We start from the raw sequence: 25171 nt of genomic DNA, 5'->3' as shown, positions 1-25171 counted from the left end.
ATGCCATGAACCAGGTGTTACGCAACTTGAGTGTTAATGCGGTCGTTGTGACCGCGCTGCTCTTCTTCGTGTTAGCGATGGTCGCCAATGTCGCGATGAGCGCTTTTGCCGAGCAGGCAACCAATCGAACGCTCACGACGCTTGAGCGCATCAACGTCGAGCAGTTGAACGAGATCAACCGTGCTGATGCCCTATGGAGTGGTGCGCTGGTCGACCTGGAAATAGCGTCCAACGATTTTATGCTGGGGCGGGCTCAGCAGGCCAACCAGCACCTGGCGGCGGCCATTGACCAGATAGATCGCGCCGAAGAGCGGCTGCATAATTTCTCTGCCGTGCCGCGGACCAACAGCGGAGCCGCCCTCGGCGAGGAAATCGATACGCTGTTTGCCAGGGTCATCGAGTTTTCTCGTCAGCAGGCCGAGGCGCTCGATCAAATGAACACTACCGGCTTCAATGAACTACGCCGCGAGATGGCCCCCGTTGCCGCGGCCCAAGAGGCCGCATTGACGGAGTTCATGCGTTATGCCTCGGCGCGTGGCGATGCCCTTCAGCAAGAGCTTGAAGAGATCAATGATTTCTACAGCGCGATCGAGTGGGCGATCCTGGCTTTTACACTGGTACTGGTCCTGCTGATTTATCTAGGCTTGCGCAGCGTGATCGTGCGTCCACTGAAACAGGCGGTTACCACGCTGGATACCATTGCCGATGCGGATCTCACTACGCGGATCCCGAGCGGCGGAAAAAACGAGGTTGGCCAGCTTTACACCGCCATGCAGCGCATGCAGAACAGCCTCAACGATATCGTCGCGCGGGTGCGTGATGGCAGCCGTGAAATTCACCACGGTACTCGCGAAATTGCCAGCGGCAATGCCGACCTTTCATCGCGTACCGAGCAGCAGGCGGCCTCTATCGAAGAGACTGCCTCCAGCATGGAAGAGATGACGGCGACGGTGAAGCAGAATGCCGACAATGCACGCCAGGCAAGCACGCTGGCAGCGGATGCATCGTCCACGGCTGAGCGTGGCGGCGACGTGGTGCAGCAGGTGGTGACCACCATGCACGGTATTTCCAGCAGTTCGCAAAAAGTCTCGGATATTACCAGCGTGATCGACTCGATCGCCTTTCAAACCAATATCCTGGCCCTCAATGCGTCGGTTGAAGCAGCCCGTGCCGGTGAGCAAGGCCGAGGCTTTGCTGTCGTGGCCGGGGAAGTGCGCAACCTCGCCAGCCGAAGTGCCGATGCCGCCAAGGAGATCAAAGCGCTGATTGATGACTCGGTGACTCAGATCCAGCAAGGCTCTACCCTCGTTGAACAGGCGGGCACAACCATGTCCGACGTGGTGACGTCTGTACGCCGTGTCACCGACATCATGGACGAAATCTCAGCTGCGTCCCAGGAGCAGAGCGACGGCATCGAACAAGTCAGTCAAGCGGTCGGCCAGATGGACCAAGTGACCCAGCAGAATGCCTCCTTGGTGCAACAGGCCACCGCCGCCGCGTCGTCATTGGAAGAGCAGGCCAACCGCCTTGAAGAAGCGGTGGCGGTATTTAAACTGGTGGGCATGCAGGTGGCTCATCAGCAGCCGTCACGCCAGGCAAGTGCAGGCTCAGTGCCTAAAGCGGTGGCCGCGCCAGCCGCCAAAACACCATCGACTCCGCCTAGCCGTTCAGTGCCATCAACCAGCGGACACGACGACTGGGAAGAATTTTAACCAGCCCCAACTGATAGAGGATGACCCATGGCAGATAAGAACATGAGCTTTTTGGTGGTGGATGACTTCCCCACGATGCGCCGTATTGTACGCAGCTTGTTGAAAGAACTCGGTTTTACCAACGTAGAAGAGGCAGAGGATGGGCAGGATGCCTTGAACAAGCTACGTGCAGGCAATTTTGAGTTTGTGGTCTCTGATTGGAACATGCCCAATCTGGATGGCCTGGAGATGCTCAAGGAAATCCGTCAGGATGACGCCCTCAAAGAGTTGCCGGTGTTAATGGTGACTGCGGAAGCCAAGAAAGAAAACATCATTGCGGCGGCTCAGGCGGGCGCCAACGGCTATGTTGTGAAGCCGTTTACAGCCGCGACGCTGGAAGAAAAGCTCAATAAGATCTTTGACAAATTGGGTAAGTAACGCGGCAAGGCCTGCGGGCCGGGATTACGAGGAGAGAGCACCATGAGCCAGAATGAGCAGTCCGGTTCTACCCAACTGTCCGAAGAGGCCGCCGAAGATCTTATTCATCGCGTTGGCAAACTGACCCGCATGTTGAGGGAAAACATGCGTGAGCTGGGGCTGGATAAGGAAATCGAGCGAGCGGCTGAAGCGATACCCGATGCACGCGACCGTTTGCATTACGTCGCCACCATGACCGAGCAGGCGGCAGATCGCTCGCTGAATGCGATTGACCGGGCCCAACCGCTTCAGGATCAGCTTAGCGATCAGGCTGAGGCGTTGGATAAGCGTTGGTCAGAGTGGTTTGAAGCGCCAAAGGAGTTGGACGAAGCCAAAGCGCTGGTCAAAGATACGCGTGGCTATCTGGGGAGCGTGCCGGATATGGCGGCGGCGACCAATAAAGAGTTAATGGAAATCATGATGGCACAGGATTTCCAGGACCTTACCGGTCAGGTCATCAAGAAGATGATGGACGTCATTCGCGAGATTGAACATCAGCTGGTTCAGGTGCTCATTGACAACGTTCCGGAGGCCCAGGCACGAGAAACGATGCAACGCAAGGCCGAAGATCAGTGGAAAAACGAGAATGCACGGCGTAACGAAGAGCTTTTGAATGGGCCTCAAGTGAAGGACAATGCACCTGATATCGTGACCGGGCAAGATCAGGTCGACGATCTATTGGACGAATTGGGCTTCTAGCGCACGGTTTGAACCCTTGCTCGGGTTACACGACGTTTCGCTCAGCCGTCCTTAGGGGCGGCTTTTCGTGTTTAGCCGCGATACATTACCTGGCCGGATGACCGCATGGCAGAAGACGATAGCGACCAGGAAAAGACCGAAGAGGCCACGCCCCGACGGCTGGAAAAGGCGCGTGAAGAAGGGCAGGTGCCCCGCTCGCGGGAGCTGACCACCTTTTTGGTGCTCTTGGGCGGGGTGATTGGCCTCTGGACCATGGGACAAATGCTCTACAATCAGCTTGGCATGGTGATGGAGCAGGCTTTTCTATTCGAGCGCCGCCACGCCATGGAAAGTATGCCGATGGTGACCCATGCCATCGATCTCGGCAGGCGCACTCTGTTTGCAATGATGCCGCTGTTTTTACTGCTGACATTGATCGCGCTGGTGTCACCTGCGCTGCTGGGCGGTTTTTTGATTTCAGGAAAGTCGATGCAGCCGAAACTGTCCAAGCTGAATCCGCTATCCGGGATGAAGCGCATCTTCGCTACCCAAGCATTGATCGAGCTGGCCAAGGCGATTGCCAAGACACTGCTGGTCGGTAGCGTAGGTGCGGCATTTTTATACCTTAATATGGGCAAGTTCATGTCACTGATGAACCAGCCCATTCAGCAGGCGTTGGCCAGCGCCTTGACCATGGCGGCCCAGGCAGCGGGATTGATGATCCTGGCGTTGATCGTGGTGATTTTGATTGATGTGCCCTTCCAGCTGTGGAGTAATGCCAAGAAATTGCGCATGAGCCAGGAAGAAGTCAAGCGCGAGCACAAGGAATCAGAAGGCGACCCTCAGGTGAAGGCCCGGATTCGCCAGCAGCAGCAGGCCATGGCGCGCGGCCGTATGATGAGCAAGGTACCGGAGGCGGACGTCATCATTACCAACCCGACCCACTACGCAGTGGCGCTGTCGTATCAAGAGGGGCAGATGGGGGCGCCACGCCTGGTGGCTAAAGGCACTGATGCGGTGGCCGAGCGCATCCGTGAAATTGCCAATGAGGCGGAAGTGCCACGGTTAGAAGCAGCACCGCTGGCGCGGGCGCTGTATCATCACGTCGATCTGGACGCCGAAATACCGGCGAATCTATATACGGCCGTGGCCGAGGTCATGGCCTGGGCATATCGCTTGAAAAATGTAGCGCAACAAGGAGGCGAAGTGCCGCCTACCCCCGATAATCTGCCGGTGCCCCCGGAAATGGAAACCCCCGGGCGTGGCGCCGGTGGCGATGAGGCCCAAACATGAAAGGCTTTACCCAACTAATGAGTCGGCGTGACTGGGTGAGCGACGTAAAAGTCCAGTTGCTCGCCGGGCCACTGCTGATCCTGATGATTCTGGGCATGATGATCGTGCCCATGCCGCCGTTTGCGCTGGATTTGCTGTTTACCTTCAATATCGCCATGGCCGTCATGGTGCTGATGGTCAGCATGTTCGCCCAAAAACCCCTCGACTTTGCCGCCTTCCCCGCCGTGCTGCTGTTTACGACGCTGCTGCGTTTGTCGTTGAACGTGGCGTCAACCCGCGTGGTGCTGATGGAAGGGCACCAGGGCGGTGCCGCTGCCGGCAAGGTGATCGAGGCTTTTGGGGCGTTTCTGGTCGGTGGTAATTTTGCCGTGGGTTTGGTGGTCTTTTTGATTCTGGTGATCATCAACTTCATGGTTATCACCAAAGGTGCAGGGCGTATCGCCGAAGTGGGTGCTCGCTTCACGCTGGACGCCATGCCTGGCAAGCAGATGGCAATCGATGCTGACCTCAATGCAGGGCTGATTGGCGAGGAAGACGCCAAGAACCGGCGTGCGGAAATCGCCCAGGAAGCCGACTTTTACGGGTCGATGGATGGTGCCAGCAAGTTCGTACGTGGCGACGCCGTCGCGGGCCTGGTGATCATGGTCGTTAACATCATTGGCGGCCTGATGATTGGCATGCTGCAGCACGATATGAGCTTCGGCGATGCCGGTCGCAGCTATATGTTGCTGGCCATCGGGGATGGCCTGGTGGCGCAAATTCCCGCCCTGGTTATTTCGACGGCCGCCGGTGTGACGGTATCGCGGGTCAATACCGACCAGGATGTTGGTCAGCAGATGATCAGCCAGTTGTTCATCAACCCCCAGGTGATGATCCTGGCAGCGATTGTCATGGGCCTGCTAGGTATTGTGCCGGGCATGCCCAACATGGTTTTCCTGCTGTTTACCCTGCTGCTTGCCGGGCTGGCCTGGTTCATCATGCGCCGCCAGGAGCAGGCGCTGGTCAAGGAGGAAATCTCCGCCGCACCACCGCCGACCCAGGAGGCGCCTGAGGCCAGCTGGGAAGATGTCCAACTGGTCGATACGCTCGGCCTGGAAGTCGGTCATCGTCTGATTCCACTAGTCGATTCACGACAAAAAGGCGAGTTGTTGGCGCGGATTAAAAGCGTTCGTAAAAAGTTTGCCCAGGAGGTCGGCTTTCTGCCGCCGGTAGTGCATATACGCGACAACCTGGAGCTGTCGCCAAACGCTTATGTGCTGTCAATGAAAGGCGCCGAAATTGGCCGTGCCGAGGCCTATCCGGGCAAGTGGCTGGCGATTAACCCGGGTCAGGTGTCCGGGGAGCTGCAGGGCACGCCAACCGAAGATCCTGCCTTTGGCTTGCCCGCGGTGTGGATTGAGTCCAGTCAGCGAGAGCATGCCCAGGTCTACGGCTACACGGTCGTCGACGCCAGCACAGTGATCGCGACGCATCTCAATCACCTATTGCACCGCCACTCGCCGGAAATGCTCGGCCGCCAGGAAGTTCAGAAACTGCTGGACAAGCTGGGCAGCGAGCAGAAGTCGCTGGTGGAAGAAGTCGTACCCAAGGCCATTTCGCTCACGGTGCTGCAGCGTATCCTGCAGAACCTGCTGGATGAAGACGTGTCGATTCGCGACATGCGCACCATCCTTGATACCCTGGCTGAGTACGCCAGCCAGCAGCAGGACGCCAACGAGCTGACGGCTCTGGTTCGTGTGGCCCTGGGCCGGGCGATTACCCAGCAGTGGTTTGCCGGTCAGGATACCTTGAACGTGATGGGGCTGGATGCTCAGCTAGAGCAGGTGCTGGTGCAGGCGATGAACGGCAACGGGGCGATGGAGCCGGGGCTTGCCGAAACGCTAATGACCCAGGCCCAGCAGGCACTGGAGCGCCACGAAAGCAGTGGCGAGCCGCCGGTACTGGTGGTTCAGCATTCCCTGCGTGCGGTGTTGTCGCGGTTCTTGCGCCGTCGCTTGCGCCATATGGCCGTCCTGTCCCAGGCTGAGATACCCGATGACCGCACGCTGCGGGTAACCACTGTGGTAGGGGGCCGCTGATGCCAGCGTCACTATTTGACTCACGGCCAGGGGTAATACATGAGTGTTAGACGTTTCGTGGGCGCCAACAGTCGCGATGTGATGCGCCAGGTGCGTGAAGCGCTGGGTGACGACGCGTTGATTGTCGCGAACCGGCGCACTGAGGGCGGCGTTGAAATTCTCGCCATGGCCGACGAAGCCGTTGATCATTTCGAGCCTTCGCCCCCTCCCGCCAACGAGCCACCGGCTGCGCCGAAGGATCCGCTGGAGTCGATGAGTGAGCGCTTACTGCGCGAAATGCAGGATATGCGCTCGCTGCTTGCTTCCCAACAAACCGACCGTAGCACAACACCCACTGCCTCGACCGCCAGCGGGACAGAGCGTTGGCGACAGCTGCTTTGCGGTGTTGGTTTCAGCCGCGAGCTTGCCGACGACATCCTGATGGACCTGCCGGGCTTCCTGTCGGCGCAAAGTGCGGACAGCGAGCAGGCACTGCCTTGGTTGCGTGAGCGCCTGATGGCACGACTGGACGTGCTCCAGGATGAGCCCGAATTTTTCGATCAAACGGGCATTGTCGCCCTGGTTGGGCCCACCGGGGTTGGCAAGACGACCACGACCGCCAAGCTCGCGGCTCGCTTTGTCATGCGCCATGGGACCCGTCCCGTCGCCCTGGTGACCACCGACAGCTTCCGTATCGGCGCTCATGAGCAACTGCGCATCTACGCGCGCCTGCTGGATATCCCGATGTACGCGCTGGATGCGGAGCAACCCATCGACGACCTGCTGAATCGTCTGCAGGGCAAACAGTGGGTCATCATCGATACCGTGGGCATGAGCCAGCGCGACCAGCGGGTCATCGAGCAGATCGCTCACTTGCAGGGTGGTCGCTCCAACGTCAGGTTGGTACTGCTGCTGAATGCCGCCAGCCAACCGGAAACGTTGGAAGAAGTGGTGATGCGCTATCGCCAGGCTGCCCGTGCGGCAGGTGCTGAACTGGATGACTGCATCATCACCAAGCAGGACGAAGCGGGACGTTTGGCGCCTATCCTGGATATTGTCATGCGCCATGGCATGCGCGTGCTGTTTGGTTCCTATGGTCAGCAGGTCCCCGAAGATATGGCGGTGGCGGACCCGGCTACCCTGGTCGATCAGGCGCTGAATACCGACGCGGCCGGGTCAGGCAGTGGATCTCCATCCGCCGCACCGCTCAGCATGCCCCGCTGGTCACGGGATGTGCTGGGCCAGGGGCGCCGTCTGTCGTCGCTGTTTGCGCGTCTGCGCGAGCGCATGGTGGGCTTTGAGCGTCTCGAAGGCGTCTGGGATATCGCTAACCTGCCCAGCGTGTTGCAGGATCAGCGTCTGGACGAGCTTCTGGAAGGGTACCCACCGCCCCAACACATGCTGGGCATGGCCTGGTCGCCCCGCCGCAATGAACGCGGCTGCGATTGGGCGATGCCGGATATAGGACTGGATGCCGAGGGCGCCTGGATGGCGCTACCCTGGCTTCAGCACCGCCAGCCCGCTGGCTGGCAACCGCGCATGACCACCTTTAGCGAGCGCGATGGCGTCGCCGTGCACCTGCTGCCGTCATTACCCGATAGCGAGGCGTTGACCTGGTTAGAGCGCCAATACCTGACCTGGGTCAGCCTGGCACCCCCGGCACTCAGGGTAAACTTGCACGGTGAACGCTATGCGCTGCGCCAGCTGTTTGCCGAGAGTACGCTCAATCACCGCGTCAATGTGCGCTTCCGTGGCCAGCCGATGGCGCTGTGGACGGCCTATGCCGAAGTTACCGACAAAGAGGGGCGGGCGCTGCTGGCGTGGTATGGCGAAGTCCGTGACCCCGAAAGCGCCAAAGTGGTCACCCGCCGTTACTGGCTCACCCCCGCGCGATTGGGCAATGAGGTGCTGAGCCTGCTGGTGACCCAACTGCAGAGTGAAAGCCTTGCGGCGCTGACACGGCGTGCCTGGCAGCAGCTCAAAGACGCCGATAGTGGCGACGTAAGCCCTGAAGTGCGCCTGTTGATGGCCAGTGGCATTGCCGCCATTGCCGGGCACCTTGATTGCGCCGAGGACGAGGCCGCCGGTGCATTGCACGGTGATGTGCTGAACCTGCTAAGCAGCCGTCGCCGTCGGCGCGATACGGCATTGCTGGATGCGCTGGTATACGCCTTTATGGCCCGTGATGCGATCCGCCAACTGGGCGGTGTTAATCGTGAGGGCCTGGCATGAGCGCACAAGACCAAGCTTCTGGGCTGCGCAAGTGGGCGGATCTGCAGCGTCAGCAGCGGGGCGATGAAGCGCCTCCCGAGGTAACGGAATCATCCGGGCCGATGGCCTACCGCTCACCCGTGGTGCCCAGCGCGGCGGCCATGGAGCCGCCTGTCACACCGCCTAAGCCTAAAACGCCGTTAATGGTCACCGGGCTATCGGGCGATGGGCCGGTAGAGGTGCGCAAGGTCAGCGCGCGCCTGGGCCAGTGGGCCGCGCTAGGGCGAGCCTGGGCCGGGGATCCGGCCGACTGGGATATTCGGATCGTGATGCCGGATGCACCTGAACTGGCGACGCTCAGCCAGCAACACCGTCGCTGGGCGTTGTGGGTCAGCAGCGATGCCGATGCATTTGGGCGCATGTACCAGCTATTGAAACAGCTGCGGCAGCATAACGGCCCGCAACGCTTGTTGGCACTGCACGAGCCTCACCTGCCCAGGCAAGGCCTATTGGCCAACCTGCAGCAAGCGGCCGGCCACTATCTTGACACTGAATTGCTATTGCTGGCCCGCTAATGGCAGCTAACGCCGGTAAAGCGTCTAATAATCGGGGTTAATCCGCTCATGAGAAGGAACGATGCATGCTAGGCTATTGGCGTCATGCGATTAGCATTTTGGTACTAGCCCTGGGACTCGGTTCGTTTGCTCAGGGAGCGTCCAGCAGCTGGGTGACACAAGTGCCGGGGCTCATGGTGACCATGAGCGACCGCGCCAGTCGCAGTGAACCGGTTCGTCCTCCAGCGGGCGCTACCACGCCAGCGGCGGTCATCGAGCGAGTCCAGTGGCAGTACCAACACGCGCCCGGGGCAGCGCTACAGGCATGGTTATGCCACCCCGAGCGCTGTGTGTCATTATCGGGCATGCGTGGGGAGACCCGTGCTTTATCAGGCATAAGTGCGACAACGCCCCTGCATTTTCAATTTGCGCTAAACCCAGGGCAGCGTCCCGTTAGCGTTAAAGGGTTGCAGATGATAGTGAATTACCAGTGAGCACAGGTGGTTTAGCCGCGAGGCAATAGGATGTACACAGCACAAGGCAGGATCAAACAAAGTGAGCTGATGACGGAGTACATGCCACTGGTGAGACGTCAGGCCTTGACGCTTCAGGTCAGGTTGCCGGCCAGCATAGAGCTGGATGACTTAATCCAGGCAGGCATGATGGGGCTACTGGAAGCTCTGGGACGTTTCGATGCCACTCAGGGGGCCACCTTTGCGACGTTTGCCAGTCAGCGCATACGCGGGGCGATGGTGGACGAATTGCGTACTCGTGATTGGCTGCCTCGCAGCGTCCGTCGTTCGGCGCGGGCCGTTGATGAAACCGTCAGGCGTTTGGAGCAGTCGCTTGGGCGTCCCCCCGAAGAAACGGAAATCGCTGACGCCATGGAGATGCCGCTGGGCGACTATCAGCAGCTATTGCACGATACCAATAGCGGGCAGTTGCTGCCCTTTGAAGAGCTGGTGGCGGATGGCAGCGAACCGCATAATCGCGAAACCGTGAGTTCGCCGTTTGACCACTTGCTCGATGCCCAGCAGCGGGAAACCCTGGTGGCGGCCATTGAGGCGCTGCCCGAGCGTGAAAAGTTGCTCATGGCGCTGTATTACCAGGAAGAGCTCAACCTGAAAGAAGTGGGCGCTGTTCTCGGCGTCACGGAGTCACGCGTTTCCCAGTTGCATAGTCAGGCAGTCAGCCGTCTGCGCGCCAAGTTAAACGACTCGGTTTAGGGTCTTTTGACGTCACTGCCAGGGCAACGGCGATTGGCTGACGTTTTAGCGCTCGGTGCTGATAAGCCCCGTTATATTGCTTTAAGGAGCACGACATGAACCCATCGACGCTGATCGGTATTTTCGCCAGCATCCTGTTGCTGGTAAGCGTCCTGTTTTTCACCGCCGAATCGCCGGATAGCTTCCTCAACCTGCCTGGGCTCGCCATCGTGGTCACGGGCACACTTGCCGCTACCTTTATCAGCTATCCCCTCAAGGAAGTGCTGCGGGTGGTGCGTCTGGTCGGGCTGGTCTTCCGGCGCGAAAACACCTACGTGCGTGATGATATCAACGAGTTGGTGGCCATGTCCCGGCTGTGGTTCAAGGGCGATGTCCGCGCTGTTGAACGAGAGCTCGAAAACACCCGTAATCCGTTTTTGCGGACCGGCATTCAACTGGTGATCGCCAACACCAAAGAAGACGAAATCTTCGATATGTTGCGCTGGCGTATTGCGCGGCTGAAGGCGCGTGAGCATGCGGAAGCCCAGATATTCCGCACCATGGCCACTTATGCGCCCGCTTTCGGCATGATTGGCACCCTGGTGGGACTGGTCAATATGCTGGAAGTCATGGACGCCGGCAATCTTGATGTGATCGGCCCGCGCATGGCGGTGGCGCTGCTGACCACCTTCTACGGTATCCTGCTGGCCAATCTGGTGTTCAAGCCTATCGCGGTAAAGCTCGAGCGACGCACCGAGGAGCGCCTGATCACCATGAACATGGTGCTGGAAGGGATCTCCCTGATTACCAAGCGGCGGTTACCTTCCTTTATTGAAGAAACGCTCAATTCCTTTGTCGCCAATTACCATGACGAAATCCGCGAGCCGGAGGTCAAGAAGCCGCGCGCCTCGAATAGCGCCCCCGCCAAGGGGTAGTCGGCATGTTGGACCGGGATACCCGCCATACATTGGAAGCGCCACTGCCCAAGGACAGTGGCGACGATGGCTGGATGACCAGCTATCTGGATGTATTGACGCTGTTGCTGACCTTGTTTGTCTTGCTGCTCTCGCTGGCGCCACCCGGCGGTAACGATGCCGGATCGCAAGCCAGCGTCGTTGAAGCATCTCCCGGCGCGATTGCCGACCTGCCTCTGGCGTCACTGGCGGCCGGGATCGAGCCCCGTCATAGCGGCCTTAAGCCACGCTTTGAGGGTGTCAGTATCCCCGGGGTGGATGTCTCCCAGGGGCGGGAAGGGGTGACGCTGCGCATCAACGACAACCTGTTGTTCGATAGCGGCCGGGCGCAACTCACCGGGCAGGGCCGTGACCTTGTCGAAAGTCTTGTCGAGACGCTCAGCGCCTTTGATGGACAGGTGTCGATCGAAGGCCATACCGATAACGTGCCCATCGCGACCTCGCACTTTCCTTCCAACTGGGAGCTATCAGCAGCACGGGCGATCGCAGTGGTCCGCCACCTGGATAGCCAGGGGCTCGAGGTTGATCGCATGCGCGCCGTTGGCTATGCCGATACCCAGCCGATCGCAAGTAATGCCACGGCGCAGGGGCGGGCGGCCAACCGTCGTGTCGAACTGGTACTCAGGCAACCGCCAACCCAGGAGTAACCCCTACTAAGACGCATCCCGGCACAGGCGCTGCATCCTTGCCAGTGCCTCTCCCGCGCCCTCCAGGCTGAATATCATGTACCAGGGGGCTTCATCTCCCTGATCAAAACCCAGGAAGACCTGTTCACCAACACTCATGTCGGCGATCAATTGATCGATATCGTTGAGATAAAAGTGGGCATAAAAGCCGTTATCGCCACGCTCGGTGATAAATTCGGCGACGCTGTGAATGCGCTCTCGCTCATCGACGCGTAGCCGCGCAGGCACCTGATTAACCGCTTGGCTTTCGCCCTGAGCGGCCTCCAGCTCGACACGCATCTCCAGCCAGGGTAAGTCGCACACGCCCTGGGTGGCATTGATACTCAAGGTGGCATCGGAATAGCTGTGCGCTTCCACGGCACGAAAATGCCGCTCGTCACCGAGGGTCAATGACATCGACTGCCAATGCTCATGGGTTTGGTCGTCTTCGACGTTAAACGACACGGCATGAGCCGATGGCAGCGATAACACCAATGCCGCGCCAAGTGCAGGGTAAGCAAGTGCGGAATGAAAACGCGATATCAACGGCATGAACAGGCCCATCATCTGGAAAACCCTTAGCCTATCGTCTGATGCTCGGGGACAAAAGGCTAACGCGCTGATTTTTCTATATATGGTAGAAAAAATATCAAAAAGCAGCCGATATAGTGGAAAGTCAGGGCTATACTTCATCCGGTTGCCTCGTATAATCGCTTTGACCAAGTGCTATTTTCACCGCCGCTAAGGAGTTTCGCGACATGAGTACTGCTACCCAGGCTATGAACACCTCTAACGATGTCCCGCTGCAGGCGCCGTCGCGGGAAATTTGGGATGCCAAGTATCGTCTGAAGGATCGCCATAGCCAACCGGTGGATCAGGACCTGGGCGCGACCTTCGAGCGTGTAGCGAAAGCCTTGGCGGATGTAGAAGGTGACAAGGCGCAAGAGTGGCTGCCCAAATTCCGTTGGGCGCTGGAAAATGGTGCGGTTCCTGCAGGTCGTATTCTCTCCAATGCCGGGGCTGACGCCTATAAGCCCGCGGTAAGTCTGATCAACTGCACCGTGTCGCGCACCATCCGCGATTCGATGCGCGATATTCTGGATTCCGTGGTGGACGCAGGGATGACGCTCAAGTCCGGCGCCGGTATCGGCTACGACTTCTCCACGCTGCGCCACAAGGGCGCCTTTGTGTTTGGTGCAGGTGCGGGCACCAACGGCCCCCTGGCGTTCATGGATATCTACGACAAGATGTGCTTTACCGTCGCCTCGGCGGGCGGCCGCCGAGGCGCCCAGATGGGCACCTTCGATGTTGGCCACCCCGATGTGCGTGAGTTTATCCAGGCCAAGCGCGAAGCGGGGCGGCTGCGTCAGTTTAACCTTAGCCTGTTGATTACCGACGAGTTCATGGAGGCCGTCAAGCATAACACGGACTGGCCGCTGGCCTTCCCGCTCCACCCCGGCGAGAAAGAAGACGTCAGCGCCGAGGACATCATCTACCGTGACTGGCCGGTAGTTGAAGACGGCTACACGGTCGACGATGAAGGCCGTGTGGCCTGCCGCATTGTCGAGGTGATCAAGGCGCGGGAACTGTGGGACACCATCATGTCCTCGACCTACGACTATGCCGAGCCTGGGTTCATCCTGATTGATCAGGTGAACCGCATGAACAATAACTGGTTCTGCGAAGATATCCGCGCCACCAACCCCTGCGGTGAGCAGCCGCTGCCGCCGGAAGGCGCTTGCCTACTGGGCTCGGTCAACCTGACCCAGTTCGTGATTGAACCGTTCAGTGACCAGCCGCGCTTTGATTGGGATCGCTACCGCAAGGTGGTGGCGATCTTCACCCGCATGCTGGATAACGTGGTCGAGATTGCCGGCTTGCCGCTGCCCCAGCAGCAGCGCGAAATCGAAGCCAAGCGTCGCCATGGCATGGGGTTTCTGGGCCTGGGGTCGACGTTGACCATGCTCAAGATCCCCTATGGCTCACAGGCGTCGCTGGCCTTCACGGAAGAAGTCAGTCGTCACCTGGCACTAGAAGGCTGGAAGCAGGCGCTAGAGCTTTCCCAAGAGAAAGGCATGGCGCCGGTACTTGCCGAAGAGCACGTGATCACGCCGAAGATGATGCGTGAGCGTCCTCAGCTTGCCAAAGACGGCTATGAAGTGGGCGATAAGGTGCCCGGTCGCATTCTCCATGCCCGCTACAGCCAGTACATGAACAAGGTGGCTGAGCTGGAACCCGAACTGATGGCGCAGCTTGCGGAACACGGTGCTCGCTTTACCCATCACAGCTCTATCGCGCCGACCGGCACGATTTCGCTATCGATGGGTAACAACGCCTCCAACGGCATCGAGCCGTCGTTCTCGCACCGTTATTTCCGCAATATCATCCAGTCTGGCAAGAAAACCAAAGAGCAGGTCGAAGTTGTGTCCTTCGAGCTGGCAGCCTATCGCCACTTTATTGCTGCTGATGCGGTGGACAGTGACCTCCCTGACTACTTCATTACGGCTGATGCCGTCACCCCCGAGCAGCATGTCGCGGTGCAGGCGGCGGCCCAGCAATGGATCGACTCGGCGATTTCCAAAACGGTTAACGTGCCCACCGAATTTCCGTTCGAACAGTTCCAGGACCTGTATCTACAGGCTTATGAAAGCCGCCTGAAAGGCTGCACGACCTTCCGCTTTAACCCGGAAGCCTTCCAGGGCGTGCTGGTGCGTGAGGATGACCTGAAAAACACTACCTATGTATTTGAGCTCGAGAACGGTGAAACCCTCGAACTGGCCGGCGATGAAAAAGTGATCTACGACGGTGAAGAGCACAATGCCGCCAACCTGTTTGATGGCTTGAAAGAAGGCACTTACGGCAAATGGTGATGCCTGGACGCGGCCCCATCACGCACAGCCAATGCACACCTTTGCTAAGTGGAGAACGTTATGACTGTTGAAATTACTTCAAAGATCGTCGGTTACCGTATCAAACAGCAGGAGCCGACGGCGCCCAACCCAACTCTGCCCGAGGAAGACCCGCTGACGGTGCGCATTCCGTCGCGCCCGGAAGGCACGCTGGAGGCCGTCTCGGAAAAGATTTCCTACGTGGGCGCTGAAGGCCGCAAAAAAGTTTATCTACTGGTGTCCTTCATGCCGGTGGAAGGCGTGGTCGGCGGCAAACGCGTGATCATCGAGCGGCCGGTGGAGTTTTTCTTCCCCTCCGGGCAGCTTTCCAGCGAACACCAATGGATTACGGCTACCATGCGTAGCCTGTCACTGGCGGCGCGGGGCGGCTATGTCACCCAGGCGGTCGCGGACCTACGCAAGGTTGCCTGGGATAAGGGGCTGGTGCGTTGTGGCATGAACCGCTGGAACAAACCCATGTTCCACGATTCCGAAGTGGCTGCTATTGCCTGGTCGATCCAGCAGATTCTGTATCGCCGGGGCTTTCTGGATCAGGACGGCAACCAGGTGCCGGTGGAAAGCCTGGTGGAGCGGTACGCGCATCGTATGCAGCACGGCCACGCCTGGCAGCCCCCCGTGGATGATACCTCCGACGAGGCCGGCAGCGGGGCGGTCGAGCCCATCGGTCAGGCGGCGTCGACCACTGACCAGGCCAGCGGACCGGCGGTCGTCGGCCACTGCCCGGAGTGCCGCGGTGAGCTGATCATGATGGATGGCTGCCCGACCTGTTACGCGGGGTGTGGCTGGTCTAAGTGCGGCTAATAAGCGTCATCGCCGTATGAGAAACGCCGCGAGCTTAGTCAGCCCGCGGCGTTTTTTGCTTGTTGGGGAGACGAGGAGGTAGGGTCTAGCCCGCGGCATCAAACAGTGGGCGCACATTATCGGTCAGGTAGGCGTCGTCAAACTCGCCTTCTACCGAGAGGGCGTCCAGGTCCGGGATCGTGACGTTATGCCGATCACGGAAGACCAGCCCATCCTCGCTGAGGGCGCTGAACGTTCGGCTGACGTGGACCGGGCTCAAACCCAGGATATCGGCCAACTGCTCCTGGGAAAGCGGTAAGCGGAACTGGCCACTGATATCGTCGTTTGTTTGGCGCAGCCGTAAATACATTTCATGAAGAAAATGAGCCATTTTCTGGCGGGCGCTGCGCCGGGCAATGTTGACTAGCCGTTCGGTTAGTAATGCTTGCTGACGACTGCCGATGGCGAACATGACCGAGGTTAACGGTAGCGACTGGCGAAATAGCTCGAGCATGCGGCGATGGGGAAAATGGCAGATAACCCCGTCGTTGATCATGCGCACGTTCTCGAGACGCTGGTTAAAGGCAAACTCACGCAGTCCAATGATATCGCCTGGCAAAAAGACTTCCAGTATCTGGCGGTCGCCGTTCTCCAGATGGCGATACGAGTAAGCCCAGCCGCTTTTCAGGGTACAGAACTCATTGGCCGGGTCGCCTATCTCCCAGAGTAGCGTGCCTGCCTTGATGTCGGTGGGACTATCCTCCAGCGAGATGAGCAGTTGCTTTTCGTCTTCACTAAGCGAGGAGTAGTGGCTGAAATGCTTAATGATGCAGCTTTTTTCTTGGCCCACGGCTAACGACCCCTTAAATGATGTTCGCACAAAATCGATGATCCAATCGATCGCTACTATAAACGACGCCGATTAAAAATGCTTAGCGTATGAGTCTCGCAGCGTGGCAGCAGCGCGCGCAAGCCCACCATGGTTGACCATCAGGCGGACGCGGGCTGTTGGCGTTTCAGTAACGGTGCCAGGAAGCGTCCGGTATGCGATGTCGATTGTTTGACGACCTGCTCCGGCGTGCCTTCAGCGATGATTCGGCCACCTCCCGAGCCTCCCTCAGGCCCCAGGTCGATAATCCAGTCGGCGGTCTTGATCACATCCAGGTTATGCTCGATCACCACGATGGTGTTGCCGTGATCGCGCAGGCGGTGAAGTACCGTCAGCAGTTGGCGAATATCCTCAAAGTGCAGGCCGGTGGTCGGCTCATCGAGGATATATAGCGTTTTGCCGGTATCGCGTTTGGCCAGCTCGCGGGCGAGCTTGATTCGTTGAGCTTCACCACCGGAAAGCGTGGTCGCACTTTGCCCCAGGCGAATATAGGACAGGCCCACGTCGAGCAGGGTTTGCAGGCGGCGGGCAATGGCCGGCACTGGGCTGAAGAATTCCAGGGCATCTTCCACCGTCATGGCCAGCACTTCGTGGATAGTTTTGCCCTTGTAATGAATATCCAGCGTTTCACGGTTATAGCGCTTGCCCTTGCACACGTCGCAGGGCACATAGATGTCGGGCAGGAAGTGCATCTCGACCTTGATCATGCCTTCGCCCTGACAGGCCTCGCAGCGCCCGCCCTTGACGTTAAAGCTGAACCGGCCGGGCTTGTAGCCTCGCGAACGGGCTTCCTGGGTGCCGGCAAACAGTTCGCGGATAGGCGTGAAAATGCCGGTATAGGTGGCCGGGTTGGAGCGCGGCGTGCGCCCAATCGGGCTCTGGTCGATATCGATCACTTTATCCAGCTGATCGAGCCCTTCGATTTTCTGATAAGGCGCAGGGGTAAGTGAGGTGGCGCGATTCAATTCCCGGGCGGCGATGGGCATCAGGGTGCCGTTGATCAAGGTTGATTTACCCGAGCCAGACACGCCCGTAATGGCGACAAATAGCCCCAGCGGCAGCGAGAGCGACACGTCCTGAAGGTTGTTGCCGGTGGCGCCGTGCACGATGAGCTGCTTTTCCGGATTGCCGGGAATGCGGTAGGGCGGTACGGCGATTTCCCGCGTGCCGGAAAGGTACTGGCCGGTCAGCGACTTGGGGTTGTCCATGACGTCTTGCGGGGTCCCCTGGGCGACAATTTCGCCGCCGTGGACGCCAGCTCCGGGCCCGATATCCAGCACGTGGTCGGCGGCGCGGATGGCATCTTCGTCGTGCTCGACCACGATCACGGTGTTGCCCAGGTCGCGCAGTCGCTCCAGGGTCTTTAAAAGCCGGTCGTTGTCGCGTTGATGCAACCCGATGGAAGGCTCATCGAGAATATACATCACCCCGACCAGGCCTGCGCCAATCTGGCTGGCCAAGCGAATGCGCTGTGCCTCGCCGCCGGAGAGGGTGTCGGCGCTGCGTTCCAGGTTAAGGTAATCCAGGCCCACATTGACCAGAAACTCCAGCCGTGCATGAATTTCATGAACGATCTTGTCGGCGATCTCACCCTTGCGTCCCGGCAGGCTCAGGTTGGCAAAGTAGCGCCACGCGTCGCCAATGGGCAAATGCACCATATCGGCAATGTTGCGGTCGTCGACATACACATGGCGTGATTCTTTACGCAGACGAGAGCCGCTACAGGTCGCGCAGGGCTGTACCGCGATATACTTGGCCAGGTCGTCGCGGACCATGTTGGATTCGGTTTCCCGGTAGCGGCGCTGCATGTTGGGCAGTACGCCCTCAAACGCATGTTCGCGGGTCACTTTGCGGCCGCGATCACCCACATAGACAAACGGAATGGTTTCATCGCCGCTGCCGTTGAGAATAATCTCCTGCTCGTGGCGAGCAAGTTCATTCCAGGGCGTTTCCAGTTCAAAGCGATAGTGTTTGGCCAACGCCTGAAGTTGGGTGAAGTAGTAGATATTGCGCCGGTCCCAGCCCTTGATTACACCTTCCGCCAAGGACAGCTCAGGGTGGCTGATCAGTTTGGCCGGGTCGAAGTACTGCTGGACACCCAGCCCGTCGCAGGTGGGGCAGGCACCGGCCGGATTATTGAACGAGAACATGCGCGGTTCGAGCTCTGCCAGCGAGTAGCCGCACACCGGGCAGGCAAAGCGCGACGAGAAGGCGATATCCTCGTGGCCACCGTCCATGAAGTGGATCATGGCGGTGCCGTCGGCCAGGTTCAGCGCGGTCTCAAAGGATTCGGCCAGGCGTTGAGCGAGGTCGTCACGCACCTTGAAACGGTCGACCACCACGCTGATGTCGTGTTTTTTGCGCTTGTCCAGCGGAGCGATGTCGTCCAGTTCCAGCACCTGTCCATCGATCAACGCGCGCACAAAGCCTTGAGCGCGCAACTCTGCCAGCAGCTGCAAATGCTCGCCTTTACGGCCTTTGACCACCGGGGCAAGCAGCATCAGCTTGGTGCCTTCGGTGAGGTTCATTACCTGGTCGACCATCTGCGAAATCGTCTGGGCTTCCAGATCCTCACCGTGCTCGGGGCAGCGTGGCGTGCCCGCACGGGCAAACAGCAGGCGCAGGTAGTCGTAAATTTCGGTAATCGTGCCAACCGTCGAACGCGGGTTGTGCGAGGTGGACTTCTGCTCAATGGAGATCGCAGGTGACAGCCCTTCGATGTGATCTACATCGGGCTTTTCCATCATCGACAGGAACTGGCGCGCGTAGGTGGAGAGCGACTCCACATAGCGGCGCTGCCCCTCGGCGTAAAGGGTGTCGAACGCCAGCGATGATTTACCCGAACCGGAAAGGCCGGTAATCACGATCAACTTATTGCGGGGCAGTTCCACATCGATCTGCTTGAGGTTGTGGGTGCGGGCACCCCTGACCAGAATGCTGTCCATCAACACCTCGAATCGCGCGGCAAAAGCGTGATTATACGTTTCTCTGTGCCCTCCCGGCAAAGCGGTTTCACTTGGCATCGGGTTGATGGCGTTTCGCTGAATCACCCAACGCGCTAGAATGGGCGGCTATCCAAGCCCCTATGGGCATTTACCATCGACGATCATCACCCCAAGGACCACCCCAAGGGTTTTATGCGCAAGGTGTCTGCACTGTTACTGGCCTCTGAACGCCGTGCCATCAGCGGCCTGGCGGGTCTATACGCGTCTCGTATGTTGGGGCTTTTCATGGTGCTGCCCGTGTTGGCGCTGTATGCCGACGGTCTGGCAGGTTCGACGCCGCTGCTGGTGGGGGTGGCGCTAGGGATCTATGGACTGACCCAGGCGCTGCTGCAAATCCCCTTTGGTTTATGGTCTGACCGGATTGGCCGCAAACGCGTGATTGCCTTCGGCCTGGTACTGTTTGCCCTGGGCAGTGTGGTGGCGGCGCTCGCTGATTCCATCGGTGCAATGATTGTCGGTCGTGCCTTGCAGGGCAGTGGTGCGGTGGCCGCGGCTATCATGGCGCTGCTCGCGGACCAGACCCGCGAGCAGGTGCGTACCGCGGCGATGGCAACGATTGGCTTATCGATTGGCGTGGCATTTGCGCTGGCCATGGTGATTGGGCCCTGGCTGGCTGCGTGGGCAGGGCTTGCCGGTGTGTTCTGGATGACGGTGCTGCTGACGCTGCTGGGCTTGATGGTACTTTGGCGCTGGGTGCCTCCCGCGCCGCGCCGTGTCCAGCACCGCGATGTGGGCATGGATCGTCGGCAGTTGAGAAGCGTGTTGTCACGCCCGGAGCTCTGGCGACTCGACGTGTCGATTTTTGCACTGCACTTTGTGCTGATGGCGATTTTTGTGGCCGTGCCGTTTCGCTTGATTGAGACGGGTATCAGTGCGGCGCATCATGGTCTGGCCTACCTGGCGATCATGGGGCTTTCGTTTATCGCCATGCTGCCGCTGATGATTATGGCCGAGAAGCACCAGCGCATGACGCGGATCTGTTTGCTGGCGATAGGCGCCATTGCGGTCAGCCTGGCGGGGTTGGGACTGCCCGTTTCTGAAGGCTATTGGTTATTTCCATGGCTGTTTATTTTCTTTACCGGCTTTAACCTGCTGGAAGCGACCCTTCCCTCGATGCTCAGCAAGCTCGCACCGGCCGGGGCGAAGGGGACTGCCATGGGTGTCTATTCCACCAGCCAATTCCTGGGGGCATTTCTCGGCGGTACCCTGGGGGGCGTGCTGGCAACGGTCGGCGGTCTGGACGCAGTATTTCTCGGCTGTGCGCTGCTGGCGCTATTATGGTGGGTCGCGATGCTGAATATGCCATCGCCACCGCCGTTGAGCAGTGAGGTGGTGGCACTGGGTGACACCGAGGGCGATACTATGGACGTGCTGCTTGATCACCTGGCGGGCGTGGCAGGCGTCGAGGATGTCATGGTCGTGCCCGAAGAGCGGCTAGCGTATTTGAAGGTCAATCGACAGCAGCTTGATCAAGCAGCGCTTGCTAAGCTGGTAACACCCCCGAAATCGTAAGAGGGGCGGGGTAATAGTGCGTCGCTGGGACGCTGTCGACGTTTATCGATATCAATTGAAAGGAGCGCCTTATGGCTCGCGGCATTAACAAGGTTATCTTGATCGGCAACCTCGGACAGGATCCTGAGGTACGGTTCACGCCCTCCGGGACAGCGGTTGCCAATCTTAATCTGGCCACCACTGATACCTGGATGGATCGCCAGAGTGGCCAGCGCCAGGAGCGCACCGAGTGGCACCGGGTGGTGATGTTCAACAAAACCGCCGAAATTGCCCAGCAATACCTCAAGAAAGGCTCCAAGGTTTACATCGAAGGTCGTTTGCAAACCCGCAAATGGCAGGACCAGAATGGTCAGGACCGCTACAGCACTGAAATCGTTGCCAATGACATGCAGATGCTTGATTCCCGCGGCGGTGATTACCAGGGCGGCGGGGCGCCCAATAACTATGCGCAAGGTGGGCAGGGTGGCCAACCCCAGCCGCCTCAGGGTGACCAATACGGCGGACAAGGCGCTAACCAGCCGCAGCGAGCGCCCCAGCAAAACCAGCCCGCACCGCCCCAAGGCCAGCAAAACAACCAGTATGGCGCCCCTGACCCCGGCAATTTCGATGATTTCGACGATGAGATTCCGTTCTAAGTGACGTTCAATGACGCGAGTGATGGTTAAGGGAGACAGGCCGTCTTGAAGCTTTTGATACTCGATGCGGGACACTGCTTGAGTCTGGCGCTGGCGCGCGAAACCAATCGCCGCTCAGATACTGAGCTGGTGATTGAGCCAACGACGCGAGTGAACTCCGAGCGCCTGCGCGAGGTGTCGCCGGATGCAGTGATTATGCCGCCTCTGGCGCACCCCTTGAACATGGCTCCCGCCGCCGTTATGGAGCACGCCGACGCCGTTGAGGCCTGCCTTGAGGCCTGCCGCGCAGAAGACGTGGCGCTCGTCTGGTGTGTGTCTGATCAGCTCTACGAAGACGGTTTCGACGTCGCCATCGATGAGCATGTCGTTCCGGCACCTCGTGATGAGAGCCTGCGCCGTCTGGTGCAAACCGGCAATCGTATCCGTGCTGATTACGCGCGCCATCTGATTGTTCGTCTGGGGCCGCTGTTTGCCCTTGAGGGCAGTCATGCGTGGCTCAACGAACTGTTGGACAGCCTGGTCATGGGTGACAGCGTGCGCGCGGCGGAAGACGTCATCTTCTGCCCTACCTCGGCAGATGCCGTGGCTCTCGCACTGATCGGCATGCTCCAGCAGCAGTCCTGCGGGGCGAACGCCTGGGGCGCCTATCACCTGGCAGGCACTGAGCCGGTGAGCGCTTTTACCTTTACCTCCATGGTAAGAACCCAGTTGTTGACCCACCTTGAAGGTCGTGGCGAGCAAGTGACATTAGGCGACGTCAAGGCATTGAAGCATCATCACGATGCCAAACTGCGGCGCGTGCTGAATTGCCGCCGCGTGCTCAACGTGTTTGGTGTCCATCAAAAGCCGTGGCGTTTGGAGGTTGGGCGCATGCTCGATGCCTGGTGTTTAACGCGTGATCAAAAGGGTGTCGACGGCACAGGAGCGTCGTCTTGAAGCAAGTGGTTCGCAGCGTGGTATTTTACGCGGGATATTTTGCCGCTTTGTTGGTGATTGGCGTATTGTTTCTGCCGATCGCGCCTTTTTTACCTCTGGCCGGGCGCTATCGCCTGCTCAATTTATATAATTATTTTCTGATGTTCTGGTTCCGCATCGCCTGTGGTGTGCGTTACGACATTCAGGGCGCGCATCACCTGCCTGACGGGCCCTGTGTGATTCAGGCAAACCACCAGAGCGAGTGGGAAACGGTTTTTCTGCAGGTGATGAAACCGCCTGTTTGTACCGTGTTGAAGCGAGAATTACTGCGCCTACCCATCTTTGGCTGGGGCTTGCGTCTGCTACACCCGATCAGCCTGGACCGTTCCAAACCGGCACGGGCTATCAAACAGGTGCTGAGCCAGGGCGTCTCGCGGCTGAACACGGGGCTTTCGGTGCTGATTTTCCCTGAAGGCACCCGGGTTGAGCCGGGGGAGCGCAGGCGTTACAACAAAAGCGGTAGCGTGGTTGCCTGTCGTGCAGGGGTGCCGGTCATCCCCGTGGCCCATAATGCGGGAGAGCGTTGGCCAGGGCGCCATTGGGTCAAGCGTCCGGGCGTGCTGCGGGTGCGTATTGGCGAGCCGATCGAAACCGCGGGGCGAACCTCGGATGAGGTACTGGCCGATGTCGAGGCGTGGATAGAGACCCAACTGATCGATATATCGGATGTGCCAAGGCCGCAATAACGCGCTTATGCGCTGAGCATAAAAAACGCCCCCTGTGGATTCCACAGGGGGCGTTTTCATGGTGCTTACCAGAGATTACTCGGCGTAGCGCTGGAACACCAGGCAGGCATTGGTGCCGCCAAAGCCAAAGCTGTTGGACAAGACGCGGTCGATCGTTACGCCGTCGCGACGTTCGGTGACGATATCGAAACCGTCGGCCTGCTCGTCGAGCTGTTCCACGTTGGCCGAGGCGGCCACAAAGCCATGCTGCATCATAAGCAGCGAGTAGACGGCTTCCTGCACGCCGGTCGCGCCCAGTGAATGGCCAGTCAGCGATTTGGTCGAGCTCATCGCCGGTGTTGAATTGCCAAATACTTCGCGAACCGCTTTGAGCTCGGCCACATCGCCCACCGGCGTTGATGTGCCGTGGGTATTGATATAGTCAATATCACCCTCAACGGTCGCCATGGCTTGGCGCATACAGCGAGTCGCCCCTTCGCCAGAAGGTGCCACCATGTCGTAGCCGTCAGACGTGGCGCCATAGCCTACCAACTCACCGTAAATCTTGGCGCCGCGTGCCTTGGCGTGCTCCAGTTCTTCGAGCACCAGCATGCCGCCGCCGCCAGCGATCACAAAGCCGTCACGAGCTTGGTCATAAGGACGCGATGCCTTGTCGGGCGACGCGTTATAGTGAGTGGAAAGAGCGCCCATGGCGTCGAACAGGCAGGACAGTGTCCAGTGTTCCTCTTCGCCACCGCCAGCAAAGACCACGTCCTGCTTGCCGAGCTGGATCTGCTCCATGGCGCTGCCAATGCAGTGCGCCGATGTCGCACAAGCCGACGAAATCGAATAGTTGACGCCCTTGATCTTGAACGGCGTTGCCAAGCAGGCCGACACGGTACTGCCCATTGTGCGGGTAACGCGGTAGGGGCCCACACGGCGCAAACCTTTTTCGCGCAGCACGTCAGCGGCTTCAACCTGGTTGGCGCTCGAGGCGCCGCCAGAACCTGCAATCAGGCCGGTTCGCTCGTTGGATACCTGGTCATCAGGGAGGCCGGCGTCTTCGATGGCCTGTGCCATGGAAATATACGCATAAGCCGCTGCATCGCCCATAAAGCGCAGCAGTTTGCGGTCAATGAGCGATTCAAGGTCAATATCAACGCTGCCTGCAACCTGGCTGCGAAAGCCACGTTCAGCATAGTCTTCTTTGAAGCGAATGCCGCTACGGCCACTTCTGAGCGCCTCAAGAACCTGTTGTTGGTCGTTGCCCAGGCACGACACAATGCCAAGGCCGGTGACTACCACTCGTCGCATGGGAGCCTCCTGTTAAAAATTCGCAGTGGAGGTGAATAGGCCAACGCGCAAATCATTAGCCTGATAGATGTCACGACCGTCTACTGAGACGGTGCCGTCGGCCATGCCCAGAATCAGCCGACGAGTAATAATACGCTTCATGTTGATACGATAAGTTACTTTTTGCGCGTCGGGAAGTATCTGGCCGCTGAACTTCACTTCGCCGCAGCCGAGTGCGCGACCGCGGCCGGGGTGGCCTAGCCAGCCCAGGTAGAAGCCAACCAACTGCCACATGGCATCAAGCCCAAGGCAGCCTGGCATGACCGGGTCACCGGGAAAATGGCAATCAAAAAACCACAGGTCGGGTGTGATATCCAATTCGGCAATCAGCTCGCCTTTATTGTACTCGCCGCCTGCTTCGTGAATGTGCGTGATGCGGTCAAGCATCAGCATGTTGGGTGCTGGCAGTTGGGCATTGCCCGGGCCAAAAAGTTCGCCGCGCGAGCAGGCCAGCAGTTCATCGCGATCAAAGGAATGTTGCTTGGTCACTGAATCGTTCCGAGTATCAGGGTAAAAGGTTGCGTCTAGTCTACTTCCCGAAACCGCTGAATGCACGTAACGGGCCTATTATTGGTGTGCCCTACAGATTTTTTATTAGCGGCCGAAAGTATAATGAGGCAAATAGTGTAGAGTCGAATGATTG

General features: G+C 59.0%; 22 protein-coding genes. 17 read left to right on the top strand and 5 right to left on the bottom strand.

Annotated features, from left to right (window positions below):
• The first annotated feature begins 5 nt into the window (after positions 1-5).
• The 11 genes from QC816_RS14785 (at position 6) to QC816_RS14735 (ending at position 11787) form a co-directional block, all read left to right on the top strand.
• Complete coding sequence (locus tag QC816_RS14785; protein ID WP_309783016.1) at positions 6-1712, top strand: methyl-accepting chemotaxis protein; 1707 nt, start codon at positions 6-8, stop codon at positions 1710-1712.
• A gap of 27 nt (positions 1713-1739) precedes the next feature.
• On the top strand, positions 1740-2129 hold the full coding sequence (gene cheY, locus QC816_RS14780; RefSeq protein WP_085917569.1) for a chemotaxis response regulator CheY: 390 nt from the start codon (positions 1740-1742) through the stop codon (positions 2127-2129).
• 42 nt (positions 2130-2171) lie between these two features.
• Positions 2172-2867: a protein phosphatase CheZ gene (cheZ, locus tag QC816_RS14775; RefSeq protein ID WP_199284421.1), complete on the top strand. Its 696-nt coding sequence runs from the start codon at positions 2172-2174 to the stop codon at positions 2865-2867.
• Between the two features lie 105 nt (positions 2868-2972).
• Positions 2973-4139 carry a flagellar biosynthesis protein FlhB gene (gene flhB / locus QC816_RS14770; protein WP_085917571.1) on the top strand — a complete coding sequence of 389 codons (1167 nt, stop codon included), beginning with the start codon at positions 2973-2975 and terminating at the stop codon, positions 4137-4139.
• On the top strand, positions 4136-6217 hold the full coding sequence (flhA, locus tag QC816_RS14765; RefSeq protein ID WP_309783013.1) for a flagellar biosynthesis protein FlhA: 2082 nt from the start codon (positions 4136-4138) through the stop codon (positions 6215-6217). The genes flhB and flhA overlap by 4 nt, the downstream gene beginning before the upstream one ends.
• Before the next feature lie 39 nt (positions 6218-6256).
• Entirely contained in the window at positions 6257-8428 is a 2172-nt protein-coding gene (gene flhF, locus QC816_RS14760) for a flagellar biosynthesis GTPase FlhF (RefSeq protein ID WP_309783011.1), read from the top strand.
• Positions 8425-8982, top strand: a complete 558-nt coding sequence (locus tag QC816_RS14755) for a hypothetical protein (protein WP_309783009.1) — start codon at positions 8425-8427, stop codon at positions 8980-8982. Before flhF ends, QC816_RS14755 begins: the two co-directional genes overlap by 4 nt.
• A gap of 65 nt (positions 8983-9047) precedes the next feature.
• Positions 9048-9455, top strand: a complete 408-nt coding sequence (locus QC816_RS14750) for a flagellar protein FlhE (RefSeq protein WP_199284424.1) — start codon at positions 9048-9050, stop codon at positions 9453-9455.
• Between the two features lie 30 nt (positions 9456-9485).
• Complete coding sequence (locus QC816_RS14745) at positions 9486-10187, top strand: RNA polymerase sigma factor FliA (RefSeq protein ID WP_085917576.1); 702 nt, start codon at positions 9486-9488, stop codon at positions 10185-10187.
• A gap of 95 nt (positions 10188-10282) precedes the next feature.
• A complete protein-coding gene (locus QC816_RS14740; RefSeq protein WP_085917577.1) occupies positions 10283-11101 on the top strand; it encodes a motility protein A in 819 nt (272 codons plus the stop codon).
• A 5-nt stretch (positions 11102-11106) separates the two neighbouring features.
• The gene (locus QC816_RS14735) at positions 11107-11787 is read left to right on the top strand and encodes an OmpA/MotB family protein (RefSeq protein WP_085917578.1); all 681 of its coding nucleotides are present in this window, start codon (positions 11107-11109) and stop codon (positions 11785-11787) included.
• A gap of 6 nt (positions 11788-11793) precedes the next feature.
• Here the strand turns inward: QC816_RS14735 and QC816_RS14730 are convergent, their stop codons facing one another.
• Entirely contained in the window at positions 11794-12369 is a 576-nt protein-coding gene (locus QC816_RS14730; protein ID WP_309783089.1) for a hypothetical protein, read from the bottom strand.
• Positions 12370-12563: 194 nt separating this feature from the next.
• Here QC816_RS14730 and QC816_RS14725 point away from each other — a divergent pair, with 194 nt between their 5' ends.
• Together QC816_RS14725 and QC816_RS14720 are read left to right on the top strand one after the other, a co-directional pair.
• Complete coding sequence (locus tag QC816_RS14725; RefSeq protein ID WP_309783006.1) at positions 12564-14675, top strand: adenosylcobalamin-dependent ribonucleoside-diphosphate reductase; 2112 nt, start codon at positions 12564-12566, stop codon at positions 14673-14675.
• A gap of 60 nt (positions 14676-14735) precedes the next feature.
• Positions 14736-15515 carry a ribonucleoside-diphosphate reductase gene (locus QC816_RS14720; protein ID WP_309783005.1) on the top strand — a complete coding sequence of 260 codons (780 nt, stop codon included), beginning with the start codon at positions 14736-14738 and terminating at the stop codon, positions 15513-15515.
• Between the two features lie 85 nt (positions 15516-15600).
• On the opposite strand, the gene QC816_RS14715 is transcribed toward QC816_RS14720, so the two are convergent.
• Positions 15601-16344, bottom strand: a complete 744-nt coding sequence (locus tag QC816_RS14715) for a Crp/Fnr family transcriptional regulator (protein ID WP_085917581.1) — start codon at positions 16342-16344, stop codon at positions 15601-15603.
• Positions 16345-16484: 140 nt separating this feature from the next.
• Entirely contained in the window at positions 16485-19328 is a 2844-nt protein-coding gene (gene uvrA / locus QC816_RS14710) for an excinuclease ABC subunit UvrA (protein WP_199284430.1), read from the bottom strand.
• 192 nt (positions 19329-19520) lie between these two features.
• Between uvrA and QC816_RS14705 the strand changes: the two genes are divergently transcribed.
• The 4 genes from QC816_RS14705 to QC816_RS14690 all read left to right on the top strand — a co-directional run bounded on the left by QC816_RS14705 (position 19521) and on the right by QC816_RS14690 (position 23196).
• Entirely contained in the window at positions 19521-20900 is a 1380-nt protein-coding gene (locus QC816_RS14705; RefSeq protein WP_199284431.1) for an MFS transporter, read from the top strand.
• Positions 20901-20971: 71 nt separating this feature from the next.
• Positions 20972-21535, top strand: a complete 564-nt coding sequence (gene ssb, locus QC816_RS14700) for a single-stranded DNA-binding protein (protein WP_066318997.1) — start codon at positions 20972-20974, stop codon at positions 21533-21535.
• 45 nt (positions 21536-21580) lie between these two features.
• A complete protein-coding gene (locus tag QC816_RS14695) occupies positions 21581-22471 on the top strand; it encodes a sugar nucleotide-binding protein (protein ID WP_309782999.1) in 891 nt (296 codons plus the stop codon).
• Positions 22468-23196, top strand: a complete 729-nt coding sequence (locus tag QC816_RS14690; protein WP_085917585.1) for a lysophospholipid acyltransferase family protein — start codon at positions 22468-22470, stop codon at positions 23194-23196. Before QC816_RS14695 ends, QC816_RS14690 begins: the two co-directional genes overlap by 4 nt.
• A 75-nt stretch (positions 23197-23271) precedes the next feature.
• Here QC816_RS14690 and fabB read toward each other — a convergent pair whose 3' ends face one another.
• Together fabB and fabA are read right to left on the bottom strand one after the other, a co-directional pair.
• Positions 23272-24489, bottom strand: a complete 1218-nt coding sequence (fabB, locus tag QC816_RS14685; RefSeq protein ID WP_085917586.1) for a beta-ketoacyl-ACP synthase I — start codon at positions 24487-24489, stop codon at positions 23272-23274.
• A 12-nt stretch (positions 24490-24501) separates the two neighbouring features.
• Positions 24502-25017 carry a 3-hydroxyacyl-[acyl-carrier-protein] dehydratase FabA gene (fabA, locus tag QC816_RS14680; protein ID WP_066319005.1) on the bottom strand — a complete coding sequence of 172 codons (516 nt, stop codon included), beginning with the start codon at positions 25015-25017 and terminating at the stop codon, positions 24502-24504.
• Between the last annotated feature and the right edge of the window lie 154 nt (positions 25018-25171).

The organism is Vreelandella janggokensis, assembly GCF_031451615.1.
In the GTDB taxonomy this organism is placed as follows: Bacteria; Pseudomonadota; Gammaproteobacteria; order Pseudomonadales; family Halomonadaceae; genus Vreelandella; species Vreelandella janggokensis.
This window is presented reverse-complemented; position numbering and strand designations above follow the sequence as displayed.